Source organism: Pontibacter sp. HJ8 (genome assembly GCF_054824225.1).
The window spans coordinates 1-22,278 of sequence record NZ_JSYF01000202.1 but is presented as its reverse complement, the minus strand read 5'-3'; the positions used below and the strand labels follow the sequence as shown (position 1 = coordinate 22,278).

Annotated in this window: 16 protein-coding genes; 7 read left to right on the top strand and 9 right to left on the bottom strand. The window is 49.9% G+C overall.

Features of this window, described 5'->3' with window-relative positions; translation table 11 throughout:
• The first annotated feature begins 85 nt into the window (after positions 1–85).
• The 4 genes from OB13_RS09965 to OB13_RS09950 all read left to right on the top strand — a co-directional run bounded on the left by OB13_RS09965 (position 86) and on the right by OB13_RS09950 (position 5,978).
• Positions 86–1,297: a pyridoxal phosphate-dependent aminotransferase gene (locus tag OB13_RS09965; RefSeq protein ID WP_461490017.1), complete on the top strand. Its 1,212-nt coding sequence runs from the start codon at positions 86–88 to the stop codon at positions 1,295–1,297.
• A complete protein-coding gene (locus tag OB13_RS09960; RefSeq protein WP_461490016.1) occupies positions 1,297–2,316 on the top strand; it encodes a bifunctional heptose 7-phosphate kinase/heptose 1-phosphate adenyltransferase in 1,020 nt (339 codons plus the stop codon). The genes OB13_RS09965 and OB13_RS09960 overlap by 1 nt, the downstream gene beginning before the upstream one ends.
• Positions 2,297–4,096: a TrkH family potassium uptake protein gene (locus tag OB13_RS09955; RefSeq protein ID WP_461490015.1), complete on the top strand. Its 1,800-nt coding sequence runs from the start codon at positions 2,297–2,299 to the stop codon at positions 4,094–4,096. The genes OB13_RS09960 and OB13_RS09955 overlap by 20 nt, the downstream gene beginning before the upstream one ends.
• An 82-nt stretch (positions 4,097–4,178) precedes the next feature.
• Entirely contained in the window at positions 4,179–5,978 is a 1,800-nt protein-coding gene (locus OB13_RS09950) for a TrkH family potassium uptake protein (RefSeq protein WP_461490014.1), read from the top strand.
• Positions 5,979–6,178: 200 nt separating this feature from the next.
• Here OB13_RS09950 and hemE read toward each other — a convergent pair whose 3' ends face one another.
• Both hemE and OB13_RS09940 read right to left on the bottom strand, forming a co-directional pair.
• The gene (gene hemE / locus OB13_RS09945) at positions 6,179–7,219 is read right to left on the bottom strand and encodes a uroporphyrinogen decarboxylase (protein ID WP_461490013.1); all 1,041 of its coding nucleotides are present in this window, start codon (positions 7,217–7,219) and stop codon (positions 6,179–6,181) included.
• A gap of 462 nt (positions 7,220–7,681) precedes the next feature.
• Positions 7,682–8,302 carry a MarC family NAAT transporter gene (locus OB13_RS09940; protein WP_461490012.1) on the bottom strand — a complete coding sequence of 207 codons (621 nt, stop codon included), beginning with the start codon at positions 8,300–8,302 and terminating at the stop codon, positions 7,682–7,684.
• A 149-nt stretch (positions 8,303–8,451) separates the two neighbouring features.
• Here OB13_RS09940 and OB13_RS09935 point away from each other — a divergent pair, with 149 nt between their 5' ends.
• The 3 genes from OB13_RS09935 to OB13_RS09925 all read left to right on the top strand — a co-directional run bounded on the left by OB13_RS09935 (position 8,452) and on the right by OB13_RS09925 (position 11,487).
• The gene (locus tag OB13_RS09935) at positions 8,452–9,582 is read left to right on the top strand and encodes a 5-(carboxyamino)imidazole ribonucleotide synthase (RefSeq protein ID WP_461490011.1); all 1,131 of its coding nucleotides are present in this window, start codon (positions 8,452–8,454) and stop codon (positions 9,580–9,582) included.
• A 1-nt stretch (position 9,583) separates the two neighbouring features.
• Positions 9,584–10,111 carry a 5-(carboxyamino)imidazole ribonucleotide mutase gene (gene purE / locus OB13_RS09930; protein ID WP_461490010.1) on the top strand — a complete coding sequence of 176 codons (528 nt, stop codon included), beginning with the start codon at positions 9,584–9,586 and terminating at the stop codon, positions 10,109–10,111.
• Between the two features lie 554 nt (positions 10,112–10,665).
• Positions 10,666–11,487: a hypothetical protein gene (locus OB13_RS09925; protein ID WP_461490009.1), complete on the top strand. Its 822-nt coding sequence runs from the start codon at positions 10,666–10,668 to the stop codon at positions 11,485–11,487.
• A gap of 11 nt (positions 11,488–11,498) precedes the next feature.
• Here the strand turns inward: OB13_RS09925 and OB13_RS09920 are convergent, their stop codons facing one another.
• The 7 genes from OB13_RS09920 to OB13_RS09890 form a co-directional block, all read right to left on the bottom strand.
• Complete coding sequence (locus OB13_RS09920) at positions 11,499–12,479, bottom strand: glycosyltransferase family 2 protein (protein WP_461490008.1); 981 nt, start codon at positions 12,477–12,479, stop codon at positions 11,499–11,501.
• A gap of 76 nt (positions 12,480–12,555) precedes the next feature.
• Entirely contained in the window at positions 12,556–13,497 is a 942-nt protein-coding gene (locus tag OB13_RS09915) for a glycosyltransferase family 2 protein (RefSeq protein ID WP_461490007.1), read from the bottom strand.
• Between the two features lie 11 nt (positions 13,498–13,508).
• Positions 13,509–14,525: a polysaccharide deacetylase family protein gene (locus tag OB13_RS09910; RefSeq protein WP_461490006.1), complete on the bottom strand. Its 1,017-nt coding sequence runs from the start codon at positions 14,523–14,525 to the stop codon at positions 13,509–13,511.
• Positions 14,522–16,135 (bottom strand): glycosyltransferase, encoded by a 1,614-nt coding sequence (locus OB13_RS09905; RefSeq protein ID WP_461490005.1) that lies wholly within the window; start codon positions 16,133–16,135, stop codon positions 14,522–14,524. The genes OB13_RS09910 and OB13_RS09905 overlap by 4 nt, the downstream gene beginning before the upstream one ends.
• Positions 16,136–16,156: 21 nt before the next feature.
• Entirely contained in the window at positions 16,157–17,437 is a 1,281-nt protein-coding gene (locus tag OB13_RS09900) for an ABC transporter ATP-binding protein (RefSeq protein ID WP_461490004.1), read from the bottom strand.
• 2 nt (positions 17,438–17,439) lie between these two features.
• Positions 17,440–18,294: an ABC transporter permease gene (locus OB13_RS09895; protein WP_461490003.1), complete on the bottom strand. Its 855-nt coding sequence runs from the start codon at positions 18,292–18,294 to the stop codon at positions 17,440–17,442.
• 508 nt (positions 18,295–18,802) lie between these two features.
• On the bottom strand, positions 18,803–22,126 hold the full coding sequence (locus tag OB13_RS09890; protein WP_461490002.1) for a right-handed parallel beta-helix repeat-containing protein: 3,324 nt from the start codon (positions 22,124–22,126) through the stop codon (positions 18,803–18,805).
• Between the last annotated feature and the right edge of the window lie 152 nt (positions 22,127–22,278).

Genomic DNA, 22,278 nt, shown 5'->3' with positions numbered 1-22,278 from the left:
TTTCATTTATCGGGGCCTGATATTCCTTGCAACTACTGGTAAGTCTGTGGCTTTATAATTAAATTGCCGGCTTAACTCTAAGCTTATGCACAACACAGAAGAGGTGAGCATACTTTCTGACAGAATAACTGCCCTGTCGGAATCGCAGACAATCGCCATGGCGAAAAAAGGCCGAGAACTAGCAGCCCAGGGATTTGATATTATCAACCTGAGCTTCGGCGAGCCTGATTTCCAGACCCCCCAGTATATAAAGGACGCTGCCAAGCAGGCCATCGACGAGGGTTTTACCTTCTATACCCCGGTGCCGGGTTATCCGGAGCTGCGCCAGGCCATAGTCGATAAGTTTAAGCGCGACAATATCCTGGACTATAAGCCCGAGAACATTGTTGTTTCGACAGGTGCCAAGCAGTCTATTGCCAATGCGGTGATGTGCCTGGTCAACCCGGGCGATGAGGTAATCATCTTTTCGCCTTATTGGGTGTCCTATGAAGAGATCGTGAAGCTGGCAGAAGGTATACCGGTACCCTTGCAGGGTAGCCTGGAGCATGATTTTAAGGTTACGCCGGAGCAACTGGAAAATGCGATCACCTCCAATACCAAGCTGGTGATGTACTCATCCCCCTGCAATCCGACCGGCTCAGTGTTTGATGAGCAGGAGTTGCTGGCGCTGGCAAAAGTGCTGGAAAAGCATCCGCAGGTACACGTCCTGGCCGATGAGATCTATGAGTACATCAACTTCGAAGGGAAGCATGCGAGCATGGCGTCTTTTGACTTCATCAAAGACCGTGTGATCACAGTGAATGGCTTCTCCAAGGGTTATGCGATGACCGGCTGGCGTGTCGGCTACATTGCTGCCCACAAAGACATAGCATCTGCCTGCGACAAAATGCAAAGCCAGATTACCTCCGGTACCTGCTCTATTGCCCAGAAAGCCGCTTATGCAGCCCTGCAGGGTGGCAGGTCATCTGCTGAGGAAATGCGCGATGCCTATCACCGTCGCCGTGACCTGGTGCTGGGTATCATGCAGGACATTCCGGGCTTTAAGACCAATGTGCCCGCCGGGGCTTTCTATATTTTCCCGGATGTGAGCTACTACTTCGGCAAGAGCTGCAACGGAAACACGATCAACACGGCCCTGGACCTGAGCCTATACCTGCTTACGGACGCGCATGTGGCCCTGGTAAGCGGCGAGGCATTCGGCGCACCGCAGTGTATCCGTTTCTCCTACGCTACTTCCGACGATAAATTAATAGAGGCCCTCCGGCGCATCAAGGCCAGCCTCGCCAAATTGCACTAATGAACCAGCATACCAATTTAAAAGACATTTTCAGTGCCTTTGACCGGCTTACCGTGCTTATCGTGGGAGACGTGATGATTGACTCCTACCTGTGGGGTAAGTCAACGCGTATCTCGCCGGAGGCACCGGTGCCGATTGTGAACGTAGTGAAGCGGGAGAAGCGACTCGGCGGAGCAGCCAACGTGGCCCTGAACGTGCAGGCGATGGGTGCTACGCCCTTGCTTTGCTCGGTGATAGGCGACGATCCGGATGGCGGGGATTTCCTGCGCCTGATGGAGGAGCGGTCGTTGTCAACCGAAGGGATCGTGCAGAGTCTGGAGCGGGTGACCACCATCAAGCACCGTATCATAGCGGGCGGGCAGCAACTGCTGCGCGTGGATGCCGAGATCGAGCACAACCTGGCTGACTATGAAGAGCGCCACCTGGAGGAGCACTACCGGAAGCTTCTGGACCGGGCCGATGTAGTCGTGTTTGAGGATTATGACAAAGGTGTATTCTCCGAACACAACATCAAACGGTTTATACAGCTGGCCAGCGAGCGTGGTATACCGACTGTGGTAGATCCTAAAAAGAAAAATTTCCTGAGTTATACAGGCTGCACCCTTTTCAAGCCGAACCTGAAAGAACTCAAAGAAGGGCTCAAGGTTGATTTTGCAGACGAAAACCTGCCTGCTTTTGAGGATGCGGTGGAGGAACTGCAGAAGCGGCTGCAGACACAGCAGGTGCTGGTAACGCTTTCGGAGCGGGGAGTGTTTGTAGCCGATGGCGAAGAAAGAACCTACATCCAGGCGCACCGGCGTTCCATATCAGACGTGTCGGGTGCCGGAGATACCGTGATCAGCATTGCAGCCCTTTGTATGGCCCTGCATACCTCATTGCCTTTTATGGCTGGCCTGAGCAACCTGGGCGGCGGCCTGGTATGCGAGCAGGTAGGTGTTGTGCCCGTAGACCGGAAGCGGCTCTTCGAAGAGGCGCAGCACATCAGGTTGTTCGAAACACATGAACACAGAACAGCTTAACAGGCGTCTGTACGGCTCCAAACTGATGGCGTACGCCATCATGCGGCGCACCACCTATGTGCTCACCATCGTATCGGTGGCCTTGTTGGTTTATGCCCACGGCGTTGTCGAAGAGCATAGTAGGATTCAGACGATCTACTATATCATCGATGCCATTCTGGGGGTGTTCGTGCTCATTTACCTGCTCCGTATCCTCTATGGTTTTGAGCGGATAAAATTCCTGCGGCGTACCTGGTTTGAAGGCACACTGATGGGCATCATCCTTATTAATCTGGTCGGTACCTACCTGCTGGGTTTCCCTGTTATCTACAACATTTTTGAAGGGCTGGGCATGCCGCTGTCCGTGGAGCTATACCGCGTGCTGGTTTCGGTTTACATGCTGATGCTGCTCTTTATCGAGTTGCTGGAGACCAAGGTGCACCTGAAAACGCTGCAGATAAAGCCTGCGCTTACTTTCCTGCTCAGCTTTGTTTCCCTGATCGGTGTAGGCACGGCGTTGTTCATGCTCCCCAAAATGACCAATGTGCCGGGAGGAATGCGCTTCATTGACGCTCTTTTCATGTCGACGAGCGCTTCGTGCATAACGGGCCTTGCCGTCGTCGATCCGGGTACCTTCTTTACCTTCTCGGGGCAGGTGGTGCTGCTCGTACTGGTGCAACTGGGCGGCTTGGGCGTGATGACGTTTGCAACCTTTTTTGCCATGCTCATGCGGGAAGGCATCGGCATACGCCAGCACGTGGCCATGTACGAGATCATGGAAGGGGAATCTATTTCTTTTACCAAAGGGCTCCTGCGAAAGCTATTCCTGATGACGATGTCCATCGAGGCCATCGGGGCATTCGTCATCTTTATGACCTGGAGTCCGGAGACGCAGTTCGTGAATCTGGGCAATAAAATCTTCTATTCCATTTTTCATTCGGTGTCCGGATTCTGCAACGCAGGCTTTTCCCTGTATCCCGAAGGGCTTTACAGCGATCCGCTTCGTGATTCGTACATTATGCACCTGATGATTGCCGGGCTCATCATTTTCGGCGGCCTTGGCTTTCCTACTATTATTGACCTTTTTTCTCCTCAGGCCATGCGTGCGCGTATGGCTGCACCCTGGAAGAACTGGAAGCTGTTGACACGGGTAACCGTGTATTCATCAGCTGCTTTGCTGGCCTTTGGCACGGTCACATTTTTCCTGCTGGAGTACTTCAATACACTCTCAGAACTGAACTTTGCGGAAGCGCTGGTTACTTCCTTTTTTCAATCAGCTACCACCCGCTCGGGCGGCTATCATACGGTAGACGTATCTGCGCTGACGGTACCAACCCTGCTGATCATGACGATCCTGATGTTTATCGGGGCTTCACCGGGTTCGATGGGCGGTGGTATCAAAACCACCACTTTTACCGTGATCATCCTTTCGGTATGGGCTACAATTACGGGCAAGAAAAACATAGAGCTGGGAAAGCGGACGATACCGCCTTCGGCCTCCTACAAAGCATTTGCCGTTTTCACGTTTGCAGTCGTGTTCAACATCTTTTTCCTGATCATACTTTCCATAACCGATGGGCAGTATGACATCCTGCGGCTGGCTTTCGAGCAGGTTTCCGCTTTTGCCACCGTAGGGTTAAGCACCGGTATCACCGCTGGGTTATCGGATGTGGGCAAACTGGTCATCATTCTGTCCATGTATATCGGAAGGGTAGGAACCATTACCCTGGCGCTGGCCATCAGTACGCGTGCTTATTCCACTGCTTACAAATATCCTGACACGCACGTAGCGATCGGGTAATGTTTAGGATATTATCTCCAGGAAATATGGGCGTCACGACCAAAAAAGGAATACCGGAATTGCATAAGACGTATTGCTTCATATGAATACAGAAACGCTGAACCGGGCGCTTTACGGGACCAAGCTCACGGCTTACGCCACCATGCGACGCACGACTTACCTGCTGACGCTGATTTCAGTAGGGTTGCTCGTTTATGCCCATGGCGTTGTGGAGGACCAGGAGAAACTACGGCTTCTCTACTACATCATCGATTGGATCCTGGCTGTCTTCGTGATTATCTACTTCATCCGGATCCTTTATAATTTTGAGCGGAAAAATTTCCTGAAACGCACCTGGTTTGAAGGAACCCTGATGGCCATTATCCTGGTCAACCAGGTCGGCACATACGTGTTTGGCATACCCGTAATTTACAATGTGTTCGAGAGCATCGGTATTCCGCTTTCTGTGGACATATACCGGGTAATCATCTCGCTTTACATGCTGGTGCTGCTCATTATCGAGCTCCTGGAGACAAGAATACACCAGAAAGCCATAATGCTGCAGCCAGGTGTTTCTTTTCTGCTGAGTTTTATACTGTTAATCCTGGTCGGAGCCGGGCTGTTTATGCTGCCCAAGATGACGAATGTGCCAGGCAGTATGCGCTTTATTGATGCACTCTTTATGTCGGCCAGTGCCTCTTGTGTAACCGGCCTGGCTGTGGTGGACCCGGGTACTTATTTTACGCATAGCGGGCAGCTGGTCTTGCTGATGCTGATCCAGCTGGGTGGGTTGGGCATATTAACGTTCGCTACTTTTTTTGCGACGCTGATGCGACAGGGAGTGGCGCTGAAGCAGCACGTGGCCATGCAGCAGATCCTGGAAACCGAAACCTTATACTCCACAAAAGGCATGCTCCGCCAGCTGGTATACCTTACTCTTCTGATCGAAGGGATTGGAGCTGTCTTTGTATTTCTAACCTGGGGACCCGACGCGAAGTTTGTAAGTCTTGGCAGCAAGATATTCTATTCGGTATTCCACTCTGTATCGGCTTTTTGCAATGCGGGTTTCTCACTTTACCCTGAAAACCTGTACACGAAGCCGTTGCGATTTTCCTACGTGCTGCACCTGGTGATCGCCGGGCTTATTATTTTCGGCGGCATCGGGTTTCCGACCATTCTGGATGTGCTCTCTCCAAAGGCGATGCGTGGCCGCATGGCAGCGCCCTGGAAGAACTGGAGACTGCTCTCTCGTATCACTATTTATACTTCGGCAGCGCTTATTTTACTGGGTACTATCGGGTTTTTCCTGCTGGAGTACTACAATACGCTGGCCCACCTGAATTTTGCAGAGGCGCTCATCACTGCGTTTTTTCAGTCTGTGACCACCCGTACAGCCGGTTACAACACCGTTGATATTTCCGCCCTGACGGTACCTACGCTGCTTATGTTCCTGTTTCTGATGTTTATCGGGGCTTCGCCGGGTTCGACAGGCGGTGGTATCAAGACAACCACGTTTGTGGTGATCTTGCTGGCTGTCATCACCACGATCCGAAACAAGAAGTACCTGGAGATCGGCAACCGCACCATCCCGCATTCGGTCGCCTATAAGGCGTTTTCGGTGTTTGCGTTTGCCGCGCTGCTCAACATGCTGTTTATCTTCATGCTCGCCATTTCAGATCCAAACTATGGATTGATTCAGTTGGCCGTGGAACAGGTATCCGCTTTTGCTACGGTAGGACTTAGCACCGGCATTACGGCCGGTCTTTCCGATTTCGGTAAATCCGTCCTGATCCTGTCGATGTACCTGGGCAGGGTCGGTACATTGACGCTGGCGCTGGCACTGAGTACGCGCCCGCCTTCTACCGACTACAAATTCCCGGAAACTCAGATCGTGGTAGGATAAAGACTGTAAACAGTAAACAGTAAACTGTAATCCGTTAGCGGTAAACAGCTATCCGTTAGCTGATACCGTTATCGGGTTTAACATCCACCAAAAGTATAACAGCAAGTATAAAACATGAAAGCCGGCTTTTTGGAGCCGGCTTTCATGTTTTATACTTGCTGCAACAGTTTTTTGAAGAGAAACTGTTTACTGTTGATTGCTTAACTGTTCACTGCAAAACTGTATTCTTTTACCGTTTGGATAAAGCATTTCACTTTTTCCGGATCGGTGTCGGGGTATACGCCGTGGCCCAGGTTGGCAATGTGGCGCTGGGGACCAAACTCCTTCAGCATTTTGATGGTTTCATGCTGGATCGTTTCAAAAGAACTGTAAAGCAGGCATGGGTCCATGTTGCCTTGCAGCGTTTTGTTCGGCCCTACCTGTGCTCTGGAAGTACGGATGTCCATGTTCCAATCCAGGCCAATGGTCTCGCAGTTGAGTTTGCTGAAATCTTCCAGCGCAAAGAAAGCACCTTTGGCAAAGACGGTTACCGGTACATCGTTGATGGCATTGCAGATCTCGCTGATGTAGGGCAGGGAGTATTCGCGGTAGTGTGCCGGCGTAAGTATACCTGCCCAGGAGTCAAAGATCTGGATCAGGTTGGCACCTGCCTCTACCTGCGCTTTGAGGTAGGCGATGGTAGTATCGGTGATCATACGGAGCAGTTGGTGCGCCAGCTTCGGGTTGGTATAGAGCAGGCCACGCGCATGCGAAAAAGTCTTGGAGCCGCTGCCTTCTACCATGTAGGCCAGAATGGTCCAGGGAGCGCCCGCAAAACCAATCAACGGAACACGGCCATTCAGGGCTTTTTTGGTTACTTTGATTGCCTCCAGCACATAACCCAGGTGCTCATGCGGGTCAGCTACACGCAATTGAGCCAGATCGGCTTCAGTTCGGATAGTTTTCGGGAACCAGGGGCCGCGTTTCTCTACCATTTCGTAGGTACAACCCATAGCCTCGGGCACTACCAGGATATCGGAGAAAATAATGGCGGCATCCACGTCCAGTATATCTACGGGCTGAATGGTGACTTCGGCGGCAAATTCGGGTGTTTCCACCAGTTCCTTAAATCCGCTCAGGCTGTTTCGCACAGCTCTGTATTCCGGTAAAATGCGCCCAGCCTGGCGCATCAGCCATACCGGGGTGCGTTCTACCACTTCCCCTTTGGCGGCTCTTATAAGCAGGTCATTCTTCAGTTGCATGTCACAAAGATACGAGTTTATGTTGCACTCCGTTATCAAATCAGCAACAAGGTATAGCGAAGCTTTCAGAATATTCAGACGAGGGGTAAGTCTTTGCAGGTATAGCCGCTTACTGTCCGGTGCCCGTATACCTGCACAATTTCACGGTTAGTATCAGAGCGCACTAAGCCGCGGAGTATCTTCCTGAGGAGAACGGCTTGAAAAGGATAAAGAGGAGCAGGGATAGTTTGGTCCGGCCATGCTAAAAGAAGTGTAAACCAGGCGCTTTGAGCAGCAGGGTGGTCTTCACCAGGTATAGCGGTAATGTCTATACCCGGTGCATGATCGGACTATTCCCGCCTATACCTCCGAAATCTTTCTAATCCTGATTCTCACAAAAACTTCTGCTCCTGTTTCAGGTGGGAAGAGGGAGGTAAAGGGCCGCAAACCCCGGCAAAGAATGTTTCTGAATAATCTGAATCCCTACTCTGTGAAAAATAAAGCCTTCAGGGCGGAAACAATAAAATTTACCCCGATAGAAAGCACAATAAAACCCATGATACGCGACAGCGCAGATAGACCGGCTTTGCCCATGTAGCGCGTCAGCTGGTGAGAAAAACGCAGGATCACGTATGAGATAGCAGCCAGTAGAATAATGCCGATCAGGATCAGCGTCATGTCCAGGAAGGAGAGGGAGGTCGTAAAAAGACCGATACTGACCGCGATCGCACCAGGTCCGGAAAGCATGGGCATGGCCAGCGGCGTAAACGAGATATCTTCCTTATGCTGCGCTTCTTCTACCACATCCGGAGAGACTTTCTTGTTGCTGGCGCCGGGTGTAAGCAACTCAAAACCGGCGCGCATGATCATCAGGCCGCCGGCTATACGCAGGTCGTGTATGCGTATACCGAAAAAGTTGAGCACGTACTGCCCTGCCAGGAAAAAGACAGCCAGGATACCCACCATATACAAACAGGCTTTCAGGGCCTGCTGGTTGCGTTGGGCAGCCGTATCGTTCTGTGTCAGGGTCAGGAAGACAGGCATGGCCCCAAAAGGGTTTACAACGGAGAAAAGGGCAGAGAGGGTAGCAAGGATAATTTCCATGAGTGCGATAAACGTATAACCTTCAATATAGTTTTTAATACATATAAAACAAAGGTATGGCGTGGCAGCGGCAGAAAACAATCTGAAAGCAGCCCGTTTAAAACTTAATCCTTAATTTTGGGTAGAACAACACGCTTAATAACGATACTATGAAAGGAGAAGTAAAGCTAGGTATACTGGGAGGAGGACAACTGGGCCGCATGCTGATTCAGGCCGGGCTCGATTTTAACCTCTATACCCTGGTGCTCGATCCGGATGAGAATGCCCCCTGCAAGGATGTCTGTCACGAATTCTATGTAGGCAGTTTTCGGGACTTTGATACCGTGTATGAGTTTGGCAAGAATTGTGACATCGTCACCATCGAAATTGAACACGTAAACGCCGATGCCCTGGCCAAACTGGAAGAAGAAGGCGTAAAGGTGTACCCGGATTCCAAAACCGTGCGTACCATTCAGGACAAAGGACTTCAGAAAGAATTTTACCGCCAACACGCCATACCTACCGCTGATTTCAGATTGTTGAAAGACGCCACGGAACTGGATGCCAACACCGATTTTCTACCTGCTTTCCAGAAGCTGCGCCGCGAAGGCTATGACGGGCGCGGGGTGACGCGGCTGCAGAGCGAAGCTGACTTCGGGAAAGGCTTTACAGAGCCATCTTTGCTGGAGAAACTCGTGGACTTTGAGAAGGAAATATCCGTGATCGTGGCCCGCAATGCCAATGGCCAGGTGACTGCCTTTCCGGTGGTGGAGCTGAGCTTCCATCCGGAGCACAACCTGGTAGACTCGCTTTTTGCGCCGGCCAATGTAGCCTACAAACAGCAGCGCCTAGCCATCGAAATCGCCACCCGCGTGATTGAGTCGTTCGATATGGTTGGTATACTGGCTGTCGAAATGTTTTTGACCAAAGACGGACAGATACTGGTGAACGAGGTAGCCCCTCGCCCGCACAACAGCGGCCACCATACCATAAAAGCCAACTATACCTCGCAGTACGAGCAGCACCTGCGGGCTATACTGAATCTCCCGCTCGGCAGTACCGATATACAGAGTGCCGCTGTAATGCTCAACCTGCTGGGTGAGCCGGGCTACGAGGGGGAAGCAAAATACGAAGGGCTGCAGGAAGCCTTGGGTGTACCCGGCGTATACCTACACCTGTATGGCAAAAAATATACCCGTGCCGCCCGTAAGATGGGACACATTACCGTGCTGGGCACTGACCTGCAGGAAGCGCAGCAGCGGGCAGCATCAATCCGAAACGTAATCAAAGTAATCGCATAATATGGCCAACGAAACCACTCCCGCCCAGCCCCTGGTAGGCATCATCATGGGCAGCCAGTCCGATATGAAAGTTATGGACGCTGCTGCCGAGATCCTGGAAACCCTTGGGGTTCCTTTTGAGATCACCATCGTGTCGGCACACCGCACGCCCCACCGCATGTTTGAATACGCCGAGCAGGCCCGTAAAAAAGGTCTGAAAGTGATCATTGCCGGAGCCGGAGGCGCTGCCCACCTGCCAGGTATGGTAGCCTCCATCACGACACTGCCGGTGATCGGAGTACCCGTAAAGTCCAGCAATTCGATCGATGGCTGGGATTCTGTGCTGTCTATCCTGCAGATGCCGGGCGGTGTGCCGGTAGCAACCGTAGCCTTAGACGGCGCCCTCAATGCCGGTATACTGGCTGCCCAGATCCTGGGAACATCCAATGCAGCTGTCGCTGACAAACTGGAAAAGTATAAAGTAGGCCTGAAAGACAAGGTCATGCGCTCCGTAGAAGAGCTCAGAAGAGGAGACCGGGATCTGGATTAATTTAAAGGAAACCCACAAACAGAAGGGGGCAGCACACATAGTGTGCTGCCCCCTTCTGTTTGTGGGAACGGTGTATTTAAGGGTGCTCTGCTTAATAGCTAGTAACCAATTGCATTGGAAGAATCTCGGTGGGAACAAAAGATGTAGGGGGCACCCCTTATTTGATGTTTGTCTTAAATCCTTCGTCCTTAGGATGTTTCTCATTTTTAAGCCAACGGATTATAGGCCTGTATGCCTGCATTTTATGCATATAAGTTTTTTCGGGAAGTCATTCACATGCAAATATGATAATTTCACCCAAAAATTAAATTATTTCACCATAATTGAGGTTTCAAATCTGGAGAGTTGTATGTAAAGACGTAAAAGTATGAAATCATTGATAGCGATACGTGAAGAAAAGTGTAGTAGACTCCCACAGTACGCCAGGTCCAGACTCCTTTATAGCTTATTTGAGAAAAGTCAAGAACAGACTGACAGGCTCTTTTAGCTATGGTACTCCTGAATTCTTTGCTCGCGCAAATACGTATGCCCGTTTGTTGCAAACCAAGTACTTCATGAAAGACTATGTCATGAAGCCAAGCTACAAGCAGATAGAATATAGGCAAGAGTTCCAACAGGAGTTGACCTTTGTCCTGCCTTTTGCTTATTGGCATTTCCTGAACGGTACGCTGGATAAGACCATTTCCTCCAAGTATACCAAAGAATTATATTTCTTTAGTGAAAATCATGAAGAGAAGTACAACAGGCGTACCTGGAGACTATCGAAGGAAAGCTACGAGATCCCCAACATGTATCACTGCCGACGGGTGCACTTTAGTAAATGGGCACAGGTGCCGCTGAAGGAGCATTACACCAATGATTTGTTCGTTTACCAGAAGCCGTTGCTCATCATCGCCAATAAATATAACAATGAGTGGGGGCGGGGCCCCATCAATTACTTCAGCCTGGATTTACTTTTTAAAGTGTTTGACAGGTTTAGGCACAAGTACCAGATCGTCTATAACCGTCCCGGCGCCAATTACATTGTGATGGACAATAGCGCGATCTATGAGATGAATGAGGCGGAACAGATTCGTGAAAAATATCCGGACGTACTGCTGGCAGAAGACCTATATCTTAAACATCGGGAGCATGTCAACAACTACAACCACTTTCAGCTAATGCTTTACGCAAACTGTGAAAGGTTTTTGTCTGTGCATGGGGGGACTGCTGCTTTGGCCAGTTATTTTGGCGGGAAAAACATCATCCTTTCGAAACGTGGCCACGAGCATAGGTATGATGAGTTCAACACCATCTTCCGGGCCTTGTCCGATGCCAAAATATACCATGCTAAGAAAGAGGAAGAACTATTACATTTCCTGGAAACGTATTACTAAATGTATAACCATCATGATTTATTAAGTATCATTTTAGCGACAATTCTTGCCGCTTTGATACAGATAACGGTGTCGATGTGCATTTTAAAAACATTCCTGAGATTGGCCATTACGTACCTGCTGTTCCTGGACTTTCGCCAGAGGTTATGCGCTACTCCGATGCCATAGTAGGCAAAATTCCTTTGCGCTCTTTTGAGAACTTGTTTTCTATGCTCCGGCGGAAGGTGCTCCTGGATGAGCTGAAACAAATAGGCTGCATCCTGCAGGTATTCTCCTGTCAGAAATTTTACTCCGGATATGGAACCGGAATGCTTCCTGTATTCAGCGAGCACCTGTGAGGTATACGCAACGGGATAGTGTTTTGCAATGCGTACCCACATTTCCCAGTCTTCTCCATACGTTAAGCCATAAAATGAACCGAGCTTCTCGTATACCTCTCGTTTAACTGTGATGGTGGCATACTGAATATATTGTTTCTCACTGATGCGAAGTAACCAGTTTTCACATAGACCACTTTGTTTATCTGATGTTAGTTTAGGATTGAGGATCTTGTTTTCCTCATCAATGTGATGATAGCTGCTGAATGCGGCACCAGCTTCCGGGTGATCTTCGAATAGTTTCTGGATGACGACGTAGTAGCCTTCTTTTACCCGGTCATCGCCATGCAGCAGGTGGACCAGATGCCCCTGGGCCCTGTTGATACAAGTCTCAAAATTACGCAGGCTACCGACATTCTGGGGTTGCCTGAAATAGCTGATCCGGCCTTTTCCTATTTCCTGCACCATCTTCCCGACATCCGCATCGGTACTGGCATCATCTACCACCTCAATCTGCATCTGCTGCGCAGGGATATTCTGTGCCAGAACGCTCTCCAGGGTATGCACCAAAAACTCAGCACAGTTGTAAACCGGAATCATGACGGACCACAAGGGGCGATCGCTGGATGGCTCGAGGGGCTTGATAACAGGGGGAGAGGTCGGAATGCGTTGCATAGAAGTTTTGATGATTATAAATCCAGAGATTTTTTACTGCGAACTTTTACTTAGGAAAATAAAGATTTTAATAGACTTATTTTACTTTAAAATTGTATTTAATAATACGTTTTAAATGACCGGGAAACCATTTTTTGAAGGATTGTTTTAGGGTATGGCGTATTTTCCTCCTTAATCGCTGCCAAAAAGAAACCTGATAGGGTTTAATAGCTTTTTGCAAGAGCTGATCTACCTCCGCATGCGCAAGGTGTTGGGCCTGCATGTACTGATCTAACCACTTGAGGTAACGTTGCCGGACCAGGTGGTATTCCCCGGTTTGCTGCGAGGAGCCTACCAAGGAATCGGGGCGTTGCCTGTAGAGGTTGTTATACCTGGAGGAGATGTAGATGGGCTCACTTAGGTATAGCTTGCTCAGAAATACCTGGTCTTCGTACATCCCTCTGAAAGCATCCTCAAATCCTCCCAGCTTGTGCAGAAGTTCCTTTTTGAGGATAATGCCGCACATGCAGGGAGCAGCGCCTTTGCCCAAGGGGTATAGGTGGAGCATCAGTTGGGGAGGATTGTACAGCCTGTCCTGCTCGGTACCGATATACACTACCTGATTTTCTTTTTGCGGATTGTCCCATTTATACCAGTATTCGGTTGCCTCACAAATAACCGACACCTGTTTCTCCTGCATCAGCAATAGTTGAGCTTCCAGGTAATTGGGTTGCCAGACATCATCCGCATCCAGAAAAGTGATGAGCTCTCCGCTTGCTTTTGCCAGGCCCAGGTTCCTGCTAGCACTCAGGCCCTTGTTGATATGCCCCGGATGTTGGCAGTAAATTATTTGATCCGGATGCGATGTGGCGTAGCGTTGAGCTATACCTGTGCTTGCATCTGTGGAGCCATCATCCACCAGCAGTAGTTCCCAGTGCGGGTAAGATTGATTCAGCACACTTTCAATGGCTTCCTGCAGGTATTTTTCTACATTGAAGAGGCAGGTGATAACGGATATTTTGGTGTGGGGCAGGCTCATACACACTGATCTTAAGACTTCAGCCACGCGGTCATATACCTGTCTAATTCATTTCCACTCCAGTTGTCTGCCAGGAATCTGCCCAAGGTATACCTGGCTGAAGTTGCCTGAACGCTGCTGCCATTGGTTGTGACAGCAGCTGTAAAATTTGCTTGGGCTGCCAAGGCCACGGTATCGCTGTTGTAGCGGCCGTATGGGTATGCGAGCAAGTCTACACCTCTACCTATCGTTTGCTCCAGGAATGTCTTATTCTCCAGGATTTCGTGCTGCTGTGCGGCGGTGTCTAGAGCGGCAAGATCAGGATGCGATACTGTGTGAGCTCCTATCGTAAATAACTGACTCTTGCCTAATTCCTGCAGCTGTTCCAGGCGCATGCTGTGGTGGAGGCGTTGGGGAGTGGCAGGTATACCGGCCCAGCTTTTCAGCTGCTGCAGGTGCTGCTGTTGTTGCTGGTGGGGAAGCGGCTTTAAGATCTCCCATACTTGCAGAAATAAGGCAGATCGTAAAGTAGGCGGCTCCGTTACATAGGCTTTCCAGCACCGATGTTGTTGCCGCAGCGCTTCCGTGAGTTGTCCTTCCTGCTTCAGGTCAAACACGAGGCTTGCATCCGCTAGCTGCATGTCCATGATCTTGGGTAAATTTTCTGTAAGCAGGAAAATTTGCTCCACTTCATCCCACCAGAATGCGGCCTGCTTATCGATGTTGCCGGAGCAGATAAAAAAAGTGGCCGGCAGCTGAAAGTGCTCCAGCAGCGGTCTGGCCGCTAAAAAATTGTCGGCGTACCCGTCATCGAACGTAATGGCGACGCTGTTTCTTTTAAGCTTGTTGTTCTTCAAGTCTTCTGCCAGTTTAACCAGTGGCACCACGTGCCAGTTTTTGCTCAGAACCTGCAACTGTTGTTCAAAATGCAGCGGGCTGACCGCTAATCTCCATACATCTGATTCCAGCTCCGCTACACGGTGGTACATCAGAATAAGGCCCTTGTGCTCCAGGCGCTTTTTTAAGGTATGGAAGAAGCCTGTGATCAATTGCGTAGCCTTTTGGTCGCTTTTACAGTTATGATGACCTGGAAGTGAGCGTCGTTGTAGTCCAGTTTGTCGGCGGGTACTTCCGGCAATCCCATACCATACAGGAAAGCTGTCGCAGTGAAAACATTTCCGAAGGGGTATATCTCCAGGTCGCTACTGGGAAACGTTTCTTCCATCAGCCGCATCATAGCCTTGTCCGTGAACGACCAGTACCAGGTTTCTTTCCATTCGCCGTGGTCAATGGGTGTAATGCCCGGCACGGTCAGAAGCAGGGTGCCTCCGGGCTTCAGGATGCGGAAGCAGGTATGGAGGGCGTCCCGGAAGTGGTAGATCAGGTGCAAGGTCTGGGTCAGAATGATGCAGTCAAAGGTGTTGTCCGGAATGTCGGGCGCGTGGCTGATATCACCGACCAAGGTAGCCTGGGGATTGCTGTCATCCACATGCAGAATATCGCTTTTGGTAACCTGGTCGCCTCCGTAATGCAGGGTATAGGCATTGTCCCCGATCTCCAGCACCCTGCCTCTGATGCTCGGAGCTTCCTTCCCCAGAAAGTTCTCAATATAATAACGGTCTACCGGGCCGCCCCGGTCGTAGCCAAACTGGGTGCTGAAGGGCTTGTTACGATCCAGGTCTCCCAGTTTAACTTTACCCACGGCGGGAGCAGTGTCTGTTTCTGAAAACATAGCGCGTAATCTCCTTTTGATTTTCTTGGAAGGTATGTAGCGAACCATTTGATGGGTGATAGTAGCGGCACTTTTGTGGAGGGTCTTGTCCAAAGTTGCTTCGGGATCATACCTCAGCAAGGTATAGTAGTCCTGCGGGGTGATTTTCTTTTCCATTTTGACTTTAGCGGACAGTTCCTGCACGTAATATGCCTTCCATAGTTTGAGGCCTTCCGCGTAGGCAGCTGCTTCGGTAGTGTTTTGGAGGAACTTGTGCTGTCGCTCCAGAACACGTAACGCTGTGCTTAACATCAGTGGAATGTTATTCGACATGTTTGCCCCATGGAGGCAGTAAGCGGCGATTCTGTTGGCATGGTGAAGAACAGGGTGTTTCCTGGCAATTTTCAGGTATAGGTCATAGTCCTCGCAGGCTTTCAGGGAGGTGTCAAACAGGAGATCATCAAACACCCACCTCCTGTAGAGAACGGTTGCGTGCATACCGATGTAGTTGCCTTTCAGTAAGTTGAGGTAATGCTCGGTGGGCACGGTTTTGACGACAGGTTGTACTTCACCGCTGGCCGTATATATCTTGTCATGGCTGCCGGAAACAAAGGCCAGCTCTGGGTTTTTGCTGATGTACGCCAGGTTCGTAGCAAGCGCCCCCTCATAGAGATAGTCGTCTGCGTCCAGGAACGCCAGAAATTCTCCTTTGCTGTGGCGTATACCTGTATTCCGGGCTGCAGAAAGCCCCTGGTTGCTTTGAAAGATATAGGTTACCTCCGGATTCTGCTGCGCTACTTCCTTAGTATTGTCGGTTGAGCCATCATCGATTACGATTATTTCGGTGTTGGCATACGTTTGCTGACGCACGCTATCGATGGCCTTCTGAAGCAGCCGGCCATGGTTGTAGCAGGGTATAACGACCGATATTAAGGGTGTGGGGCTCATGGGTGAATTGTTAGGCATACGCTATTCTAAGGCCATTTCTTTTTGCTGAAGCCGGAAGGGGAACTTGGGACGCACGGCCCCCCACCATTTTTCGAAGTAGTGTATATCTTCGCGATAATCTTCCACATCAAAGGACAGGCATTCTTCCAGGTTGAACAACGGGATCGAGGCGTCTTTGGCGACCGTGAGGGTAATGTAGTAGGAACCGTCGTTCAGAAAATTGCCAGGTATGGTACATTCCCCTTCTACAATCCCTTTGTGGCAAGATGCCGTTGGCGAAAGCAAATCAAAAATGCAGTCACCGCTATAGGAGTACAACACCAATCCAACGTTGAGGTTGATGCCCGGGTGCAGGTTCCAGAACTTGAATTTAATCGTCAGCGGAGTCCGGATATCCAGGATATTGTCTGATTCCTGCATATGCGGAATAAGTTGCACCTGCTTAAAGCGTACCCAGTCGTTTCCGGGGGCGTCGCTGGGGGTGTCCCATTTCTGCTCCAGCTTAAACTTTTGCATGCTGGCAATGTACTTGTTCACTACGGCGGACGAGGGGCCTATTTCCTTCATGATTCCTTTGTTGAGCCAGATCGCTTTGTCACACAGGGTGTTGATGGCCTGCATGTTGTGGCTCACAAAGAGAATGGTCCTGCCGTCAGCGTGGGTGACTTCTTTCATTTTGCCCAGGCACTTCTTCTGAAAATCAGCGTCCCCGACTGCCAGTACCTCGTCCACGATCAGAATGTCAGGTTCAAGATGAGCGGCCACCGCAAAGGCCAGGCGTACATACATACCGGAAGAGTAGCGTTTGACAGGCGTATCGATAAACTCTTCTATACCGGAGAATGCCACGATCTCATCGAACTTTGACCTGACCTCCGCCTTGCTCATGCCCAGAATGTAGCCGCTGATAAAGATGTTCTCGCGGCCAGTGAGCTCCTGGTTAAAGCCGGTCCCTACTTCGAGCAGGCTGCTTATTTTTCCTTTGCCTTTTACTGTACCGGTTGTTGGCTTCACGATCCTGGAAATGATTTTCAGCAAGGTGGATTTGCCTGAACCGTTGCTCCCGATAATGCCGATAGACTCTCCCTGCTTTACATCAAAGTTAATCTGCTGTAGCGCCCATATCTGATCGCGTTCCGCAGCAAAGGATTTTGATCCGCCCGGCTGGAAAAAAGGATCCTGCTTTCGTAGTATGTACAGGTTCCACCAATGCTGCAGGTCCTGGCGAAAGGAGCCCGTGCCGATAGCTCCAAGCCGGTATAGTTTGGAGATGTTTTCAACCTGAATAACAGTGTCTGCCATACCTATACTACGTCTATCAGTTTGTCGCCCTGCTTGTTGAACAACAACAGGGAAGCACTAAAAAGAACCGCTGCGAAAAGCACGCTATACAGCACATACATAGGAGAGACCGTGCCCTCCCCAAGTAGCGACAAGCGGAACATCTCAAACAGGGGAGACAATGGATTTAGCTGAACAAGCCACTGGACTTTCTCCGGAACAGTTGCCAGCGGATAAATGACAGGGGTTACATACATAAATAAACGGATGCCCAAACCAATGAGGTAGCCCATGTCGCGATACTTGGCCGTGAGCACAGAGAAGAACAAGCCCATTCCGAGGGCCAGTACAGCAGTAGTGATAACAGCTACCGGAAACCAGAGAATACCTATACCTATAGGCGGTGTTAAATCCTGAAACAGCCAGTAGTAGGCTACCAGAATCACGAGCAGCAGGAGCTGTATAAGAAAGTTGTACAGCTGTGTGCTTATGACAGACAGGGGCACGATGATGCGCGGAAAGTATACCTTGCTGAAAAGGTTCGCGTTGTCCTTAAAGGTGGTTGCTGTACCTGTAAAACAATCGCTGAAAAAGCTCCACAGGATAATGCCCGCAAAGTAAAACAGCACCGGAGGAATCGTACCGGTAGGAATTCCTACAAATTTTCCGAACACAATGACGTAGGTAACCAATGTTAGCAAAGGCGGGAAAAGGATCCAAAAGGGGCCCAGTACAGTCTGTTGGTAGCGCAGTAAGAAGTTCCGTTTGACCAGGCCAGCGAGTAAGTGACGGAAAGACCACATCTCGCCAAAGCTAGCTCCCCAGTAGCTCGTCTTACTGGAAATCTCCCAATCCCAGGATGTTTTTGTTTCGGGCATCAGTTTTTTTGTATGGCTAAAGGAATAACCACCAGAGGCCGGGGAGCTCCACGATATTAGCGCAAGGGTGGTTTGATAATTTTTATACTGAATAGTACGATATACGAATGGTTTGAAATTTTGTCTTGATGATGGCCTGTATATAATTGAATACATCCTATTAAGTATATATTCTGCTCTAGTCTTGGCAAAATTTGCAGGTATAGCGCATGGAGTATTTTAGATACAACAGGCGCTACTACATTTGTGAGCATTTCCCCGGATTCCTCCAGCCGTAGCGATGCGCATCTGCTATAAAACAGCTTACTTGAGTTATGCTCTTGTTGCTGACATACTTAAATTTTCTGGCAAAGAGCAGAAGGTTACTTGACTGGTTGATCCAGCAACGGCAAAAAGTACAGGATATCTCTTAAAAAGGAGGGAGTTAAACCACAAGCGGGAACCGGTAGAATAACCGGCTCCCGCTTATAATGTAGGTTAGATATAAAGAGGCCTTCTGCTCAGCCCGCTATTTTCTATACAGCTTATAGTAGTGCGTTGTGTTGTTGAGGTATGCCGTCACAATACACATAGAAGAGGGAGGTACCTCGCTTAGGTCAAGCGGCAACTTCATCAAACCTTTGGGTAGAAAAATGGATTTCTGGAATATTTTCTTCCCTTGTGTATCCGTTATCGTTAGCAGGAGTTCTTGTTCCTGGTAGGCCTCCAGTTCCAGCATCACTATGTCAGAAAACGGATTTGGATAGGCTGAGGATACAATACCGACTTTATTAAACACGACTGCCTTTACGGCAGAGTAAGTGGCGGTGCCATCCAGGTCAAGTTGACGAAGACGGTAATATCTTGTTCCGGCCTCGCGTATACCTGATTCCCTGAAGCTGTACCGTTGGATTATCTGAGAATTCACTACCCTGCTTTTGACCAGGCCAATTGTACGGAACTGTCTGCCATCCTCCGAAACTTCCACCTCAAATCCATAATTATCAAGCTCAGAGGCGGTTCCCCATTCCAGTAAAACATCGAAGTCCCGTTGGACAGCCGTGAAGGTATACAAACTGACAGGTAATGGAACCGGTGTCTCCTGTGTGCTTGCGACAGCAAAAGGGGAGAAAGATTTGACGCCTGTTATGTTGATGGAGTGCGTGTTTGGCGTTGCCCCCTGTTGCACCGTACCGATGCTGCTTTCCACCAGATCCCATTCGCCATTATCAAAGTGCGTGATGTAGCCCGAATCCCGAACAAAATTTGGAAGTTCGTCAGAGACGTTCCACTGCAAGTTCATCGCCACGTCAGATCCTCCTTCAGTCTCTTCTGTTATATGCCAGGTCTTGTTCACTGCTCCTTCCTCTACCGTAGAGCCATCTGATGTGTATAACTGAAATCCTTCTTCTACCCGAACACCAAAACTGTCTGTTGTGCCTTTATTCTGAAGCTTAACGGGAGCATAGCTTCCCAAGGTTCCTACCGGAAAGACTCTGTTTACTCCGGAGCCCATCGCCTCAAACATAAGTTCGCCTGCGCCATCCGTCACGATATAGGCAGTGGGGCTGTAATTCAGTATACTTCCCGTGCCAGCCAGTGTAAGTTTATGATCGCCCAGCAACAGCTTCTTCAGGTTTAAATTAAGCAGGTTAGCTACCGTAACGGTACCGGTCAGCTTTTTTGTGCCGCTGCCCTGCAGGACAAGGTTTCCATAAGTGCCGGCCGGTATAGCTTGGGTGGCATCACTGGCAAAGATGATGTTTGAAAGGGGAGAGGCTTTCAGATTGGCCGATAAGAGTTTATTCTTAAGCTCCAGCGTGCCGCCCTGCTCAATGCTAAGAACACCTGCCGCAGCTAAATCATGTGCTAAGGCATGCTCTCCCTCCCTGATAACCGGCATGGTATTCAACTCTGTTTCCGAAGCAGGTATAGTGGCATCTACTTTGGCTGTCGGAACGCAGGTAGTCCAGTTTTCACTGTCGAACCAGTCCGTCGTGTTGTTGGCGCCTGTCCAGGAAGTTGCCAGCGCATCTACTACCTGCACGGTATGGTGCGTTACCTTCGATAGCCCGGCAACATCTGTATAGGTATAGAGTAGCGCATGGTTGCCTAAACCTGCTACCAACGGGTCGAAGAGTTTTCCTTCTGATACGCCCTGCCCCGAGTAAAGGCCTTCTTCTGAGAGGCCGAATGCCAGGGGAAGTGCGCCACCCTGCAGGCAGGCTTTGCTGTTGTCTGTTACCTGATGGGCTCCTATGCAGAGGTCTGCGCGTTGCTTGATGCTGTTGCCCCAGAAATCCTGTGTTCCCGTGTTCAGGCCAAAATCTTTTGTCAGGTCGAGCCCTTTGCCGATCATAGCAGAGCTTTTTTGGAGCTCGTAACCCTGTAGCGTATACAAAGCCTGCGGGGCCGCAATCGTGACACCCTGGCCAGGGTTTTTCAGACCAGGATCAAGAAAATGACCTAACGCTATGCCATTCAGCCGTTCCTGACTGGTCGCGTTACGCCAGGCAGCCAGCGAGGTGTGGGTAGTAGCGCCCCACTTAAAAGCTGGTGTTGCACCTGTCGTCCAGTAGTTATTCCCTTCAAAACGAATGTTTGTCGTTGCCTCGATATTCATCAGACTCACACCGCCTGTTGTGACAAACAGGTTATTCCGGAACGTGGCCTGCGTTGCGCCGCCAGCCTGTACCCAGACAGCTTTAGGGACTCCACTGGCTGCCGGGGACAGGTATACGGTGTTGTTGTAAATTTGGGCATTCTGAATGGCTTGCGCTTTTTTAGCAGTAGTAGACCATAAATGGATGGCGGCATACCCGTTTTTTCTGCCATCATTTTCGCTGATGTTGTAGCGCACAACAATGTTTTTCATGACAGGGGCATAGTCAAACTGGGCGAGCAGGTAGCCGGCACCTTCATTGTCATGCGAGTAATTGTACTGCATAATGGAGTTGGTACTGCCGCCGTCTATGTCAAACCCGCCGCCATCTTTTGTGGTGCCGGTTCTGTTGTGGTGTGATTCGTTGTACTGGATGATAAGGTTATTGCAGAGATAACCCCAGATGCCGACCGGTCCTCCGCTCGTCCAGGCGTTCAGCCAGCCATTATTATACGCTTCGCAATACTCGATGATGCCGCCATCCACTCCTCCCATCACGATGCCGTTTCCGCTGTGCGACCAGGTTCTGTCAGGAAGCCCGGCATTATTGAATGCTTTGCTGTGTGCTATATAGACGTTTTTGTGGCCTATTTTATAGTCATCAGCGTATGTTTTGATGCCACTATCGCCGTTGTCGTGGGATAAACAGTTGGTGATCGTCACATCATCATACCCGCTGGTCCCGCTCCAGCTGCCAATCGAAATACCGGCTTCGCGGTAGCCGTATACCTCTACATTGTCAATTGCAATGTAAGCCAGTCTTGTATTGGGCAACTCCATGTAGAAATCTACTCCTGATGCCGTATTGGTTTCGCGACCAGACCCTCTGAAGATCAGATGCTGTACTTTAAAGCCAGCCGTGTTTTCAACGTAAATGCCGGCTTGGGTACCGCTGCTGATAATCGCTCTGGCCTCCCCATACGAGCTTAGTACGATGGGTTGGTCAGGTGTGCCTTTCACCGTCGGACCAAAAAAAATACTTCCGGAAAAGGTAGCCCCTCCTTCAAAAAGAATGGAATCTCCCGGCGCAAACGTGGTAGAATTTACCTTTGCAATACTTGCCCAGGCATTTTGTACTTCGACTCCTGAGTTCGTATCATCCCCATTCAGACTAATATAGTATGTCTCAGCTGATGCGCCAAAACTGCATAAAAAAATAAGTACAGTGATGGCTGTCGTAAAACGCTTCATTGCTACAGCATCAAGCGTGGCTATAAACGTTGGCTACTACACCCGCTGGAAAAAGCCCGGCCCGAAGTGTAACTGAAATTGCAGCTAGAGGAAGGAGACTCAAGGAGTACTTACCCGGAGTATGTGGGCTCTTCAACAACTGCTGGGTATTT

Bases quoted from the DNA above. Each gene is read 5' to 3' on its own strand.
- OB13_RS09955 (WP_461490015.1), top strand. From the start codon at position 2,297: ATGAACACAGAACAGCTTAACAGGCGTCTGTACGGCTCCAAACTGATG.
- OB13_RS09920 (WP_461490008.1), bottom strand. From the start codon at position 12,479: ATGCAACGCATTCCGACCTCTCCCCCTGTTATCAAGCCCCTCGAGCCA.
- OB13_RS09950 (WP_461490014.1), top strand. From the start codon at position 4,179: ATGAATACAGAAACGCTGAACCGGGCGCTTTACGGGACCAAGCTCACG.
- OB13_RS09965 (WP_461490017.1), top strand. From the start codon at position 86: ATGCACAACACAGAAGAGGTGAGCATACTTTCTGACAGAATAACTGCC.
- hemE (WP_461490013.1), bottom strand. From the start codon at position 7,219: ATGCAACTGAAGAATGACCTGCTTATAAGAGCCGCCAAAGGGGAAGTG.
- OB13_RS09940 (WP_461490012.1), bottom strand. From the start codon at position 8,302: ATGGAAATTATCCTTGCTACCCTCTCTGCCCTTTTCTCCGTTGTAAAC.
- OB13_RS09895 (WP_461490003.1), bottom strand. From the start codon at position 18,294: ATGCCCGAAACAAAAACATCCTGGGATTGGGAGATTTCCAGTAAGACG.
- OB13_RS09900 (WP_461490004.1), bottom strand. From the start codon at position 17,437: ATGGCAGACACTGTTATTCAGGTTGAAAACATCTCCAAACTATACCGG.
- OB13_RS09915 (WP_461490007.1), bottom strand. From the start codon at position 13,497: ATGAGCCTGCCCCACACCAAAATATCCGTTATCACCTGCCTCTTCAAT.
- OB13_RS09905 (WP_461490005.1), bottom strand. From the start codon at position 16,135: ATGAGCCCCACACCCTTAATATCGGTCGTTATACCCTGCTACAACCAT.
- OB13_RS09960 (WP_461490016.1), top strand. From the start codon at position 1,297: ATGAACCAGCATACCAATTTAAAAGACATTTTCAGTGCCTTTGACCGG.
- purE (WP_461490010.1), top strand. From the start codon at position 9,584: ATGGCCAACGAAACCACTCCCGCCCAGCCCCTGGTAGGCATCATCATG.
- OB13_RS09925 (WP_461490009.1), top strand. From the start codon at position 10,666: ATGAAAGACTATGTCATGAAGCCAAGCTACAAGCAGATAGAATATAGG.
- OB13_RS09890 (WP_461490002.1), bottom strand. From the start codon at position 22,126: ATGAAGCGTTTTACGACAGCCATCACTGTACTTATTTTTTTATGCAGT.
- OB13_RS09935 (WP_461490011.1), top strand. From the start codon at position 8,452: ATGAAAGGAGAAGTAAAGCTAGGTATACTGGGAGGAGGACAACTGGGC.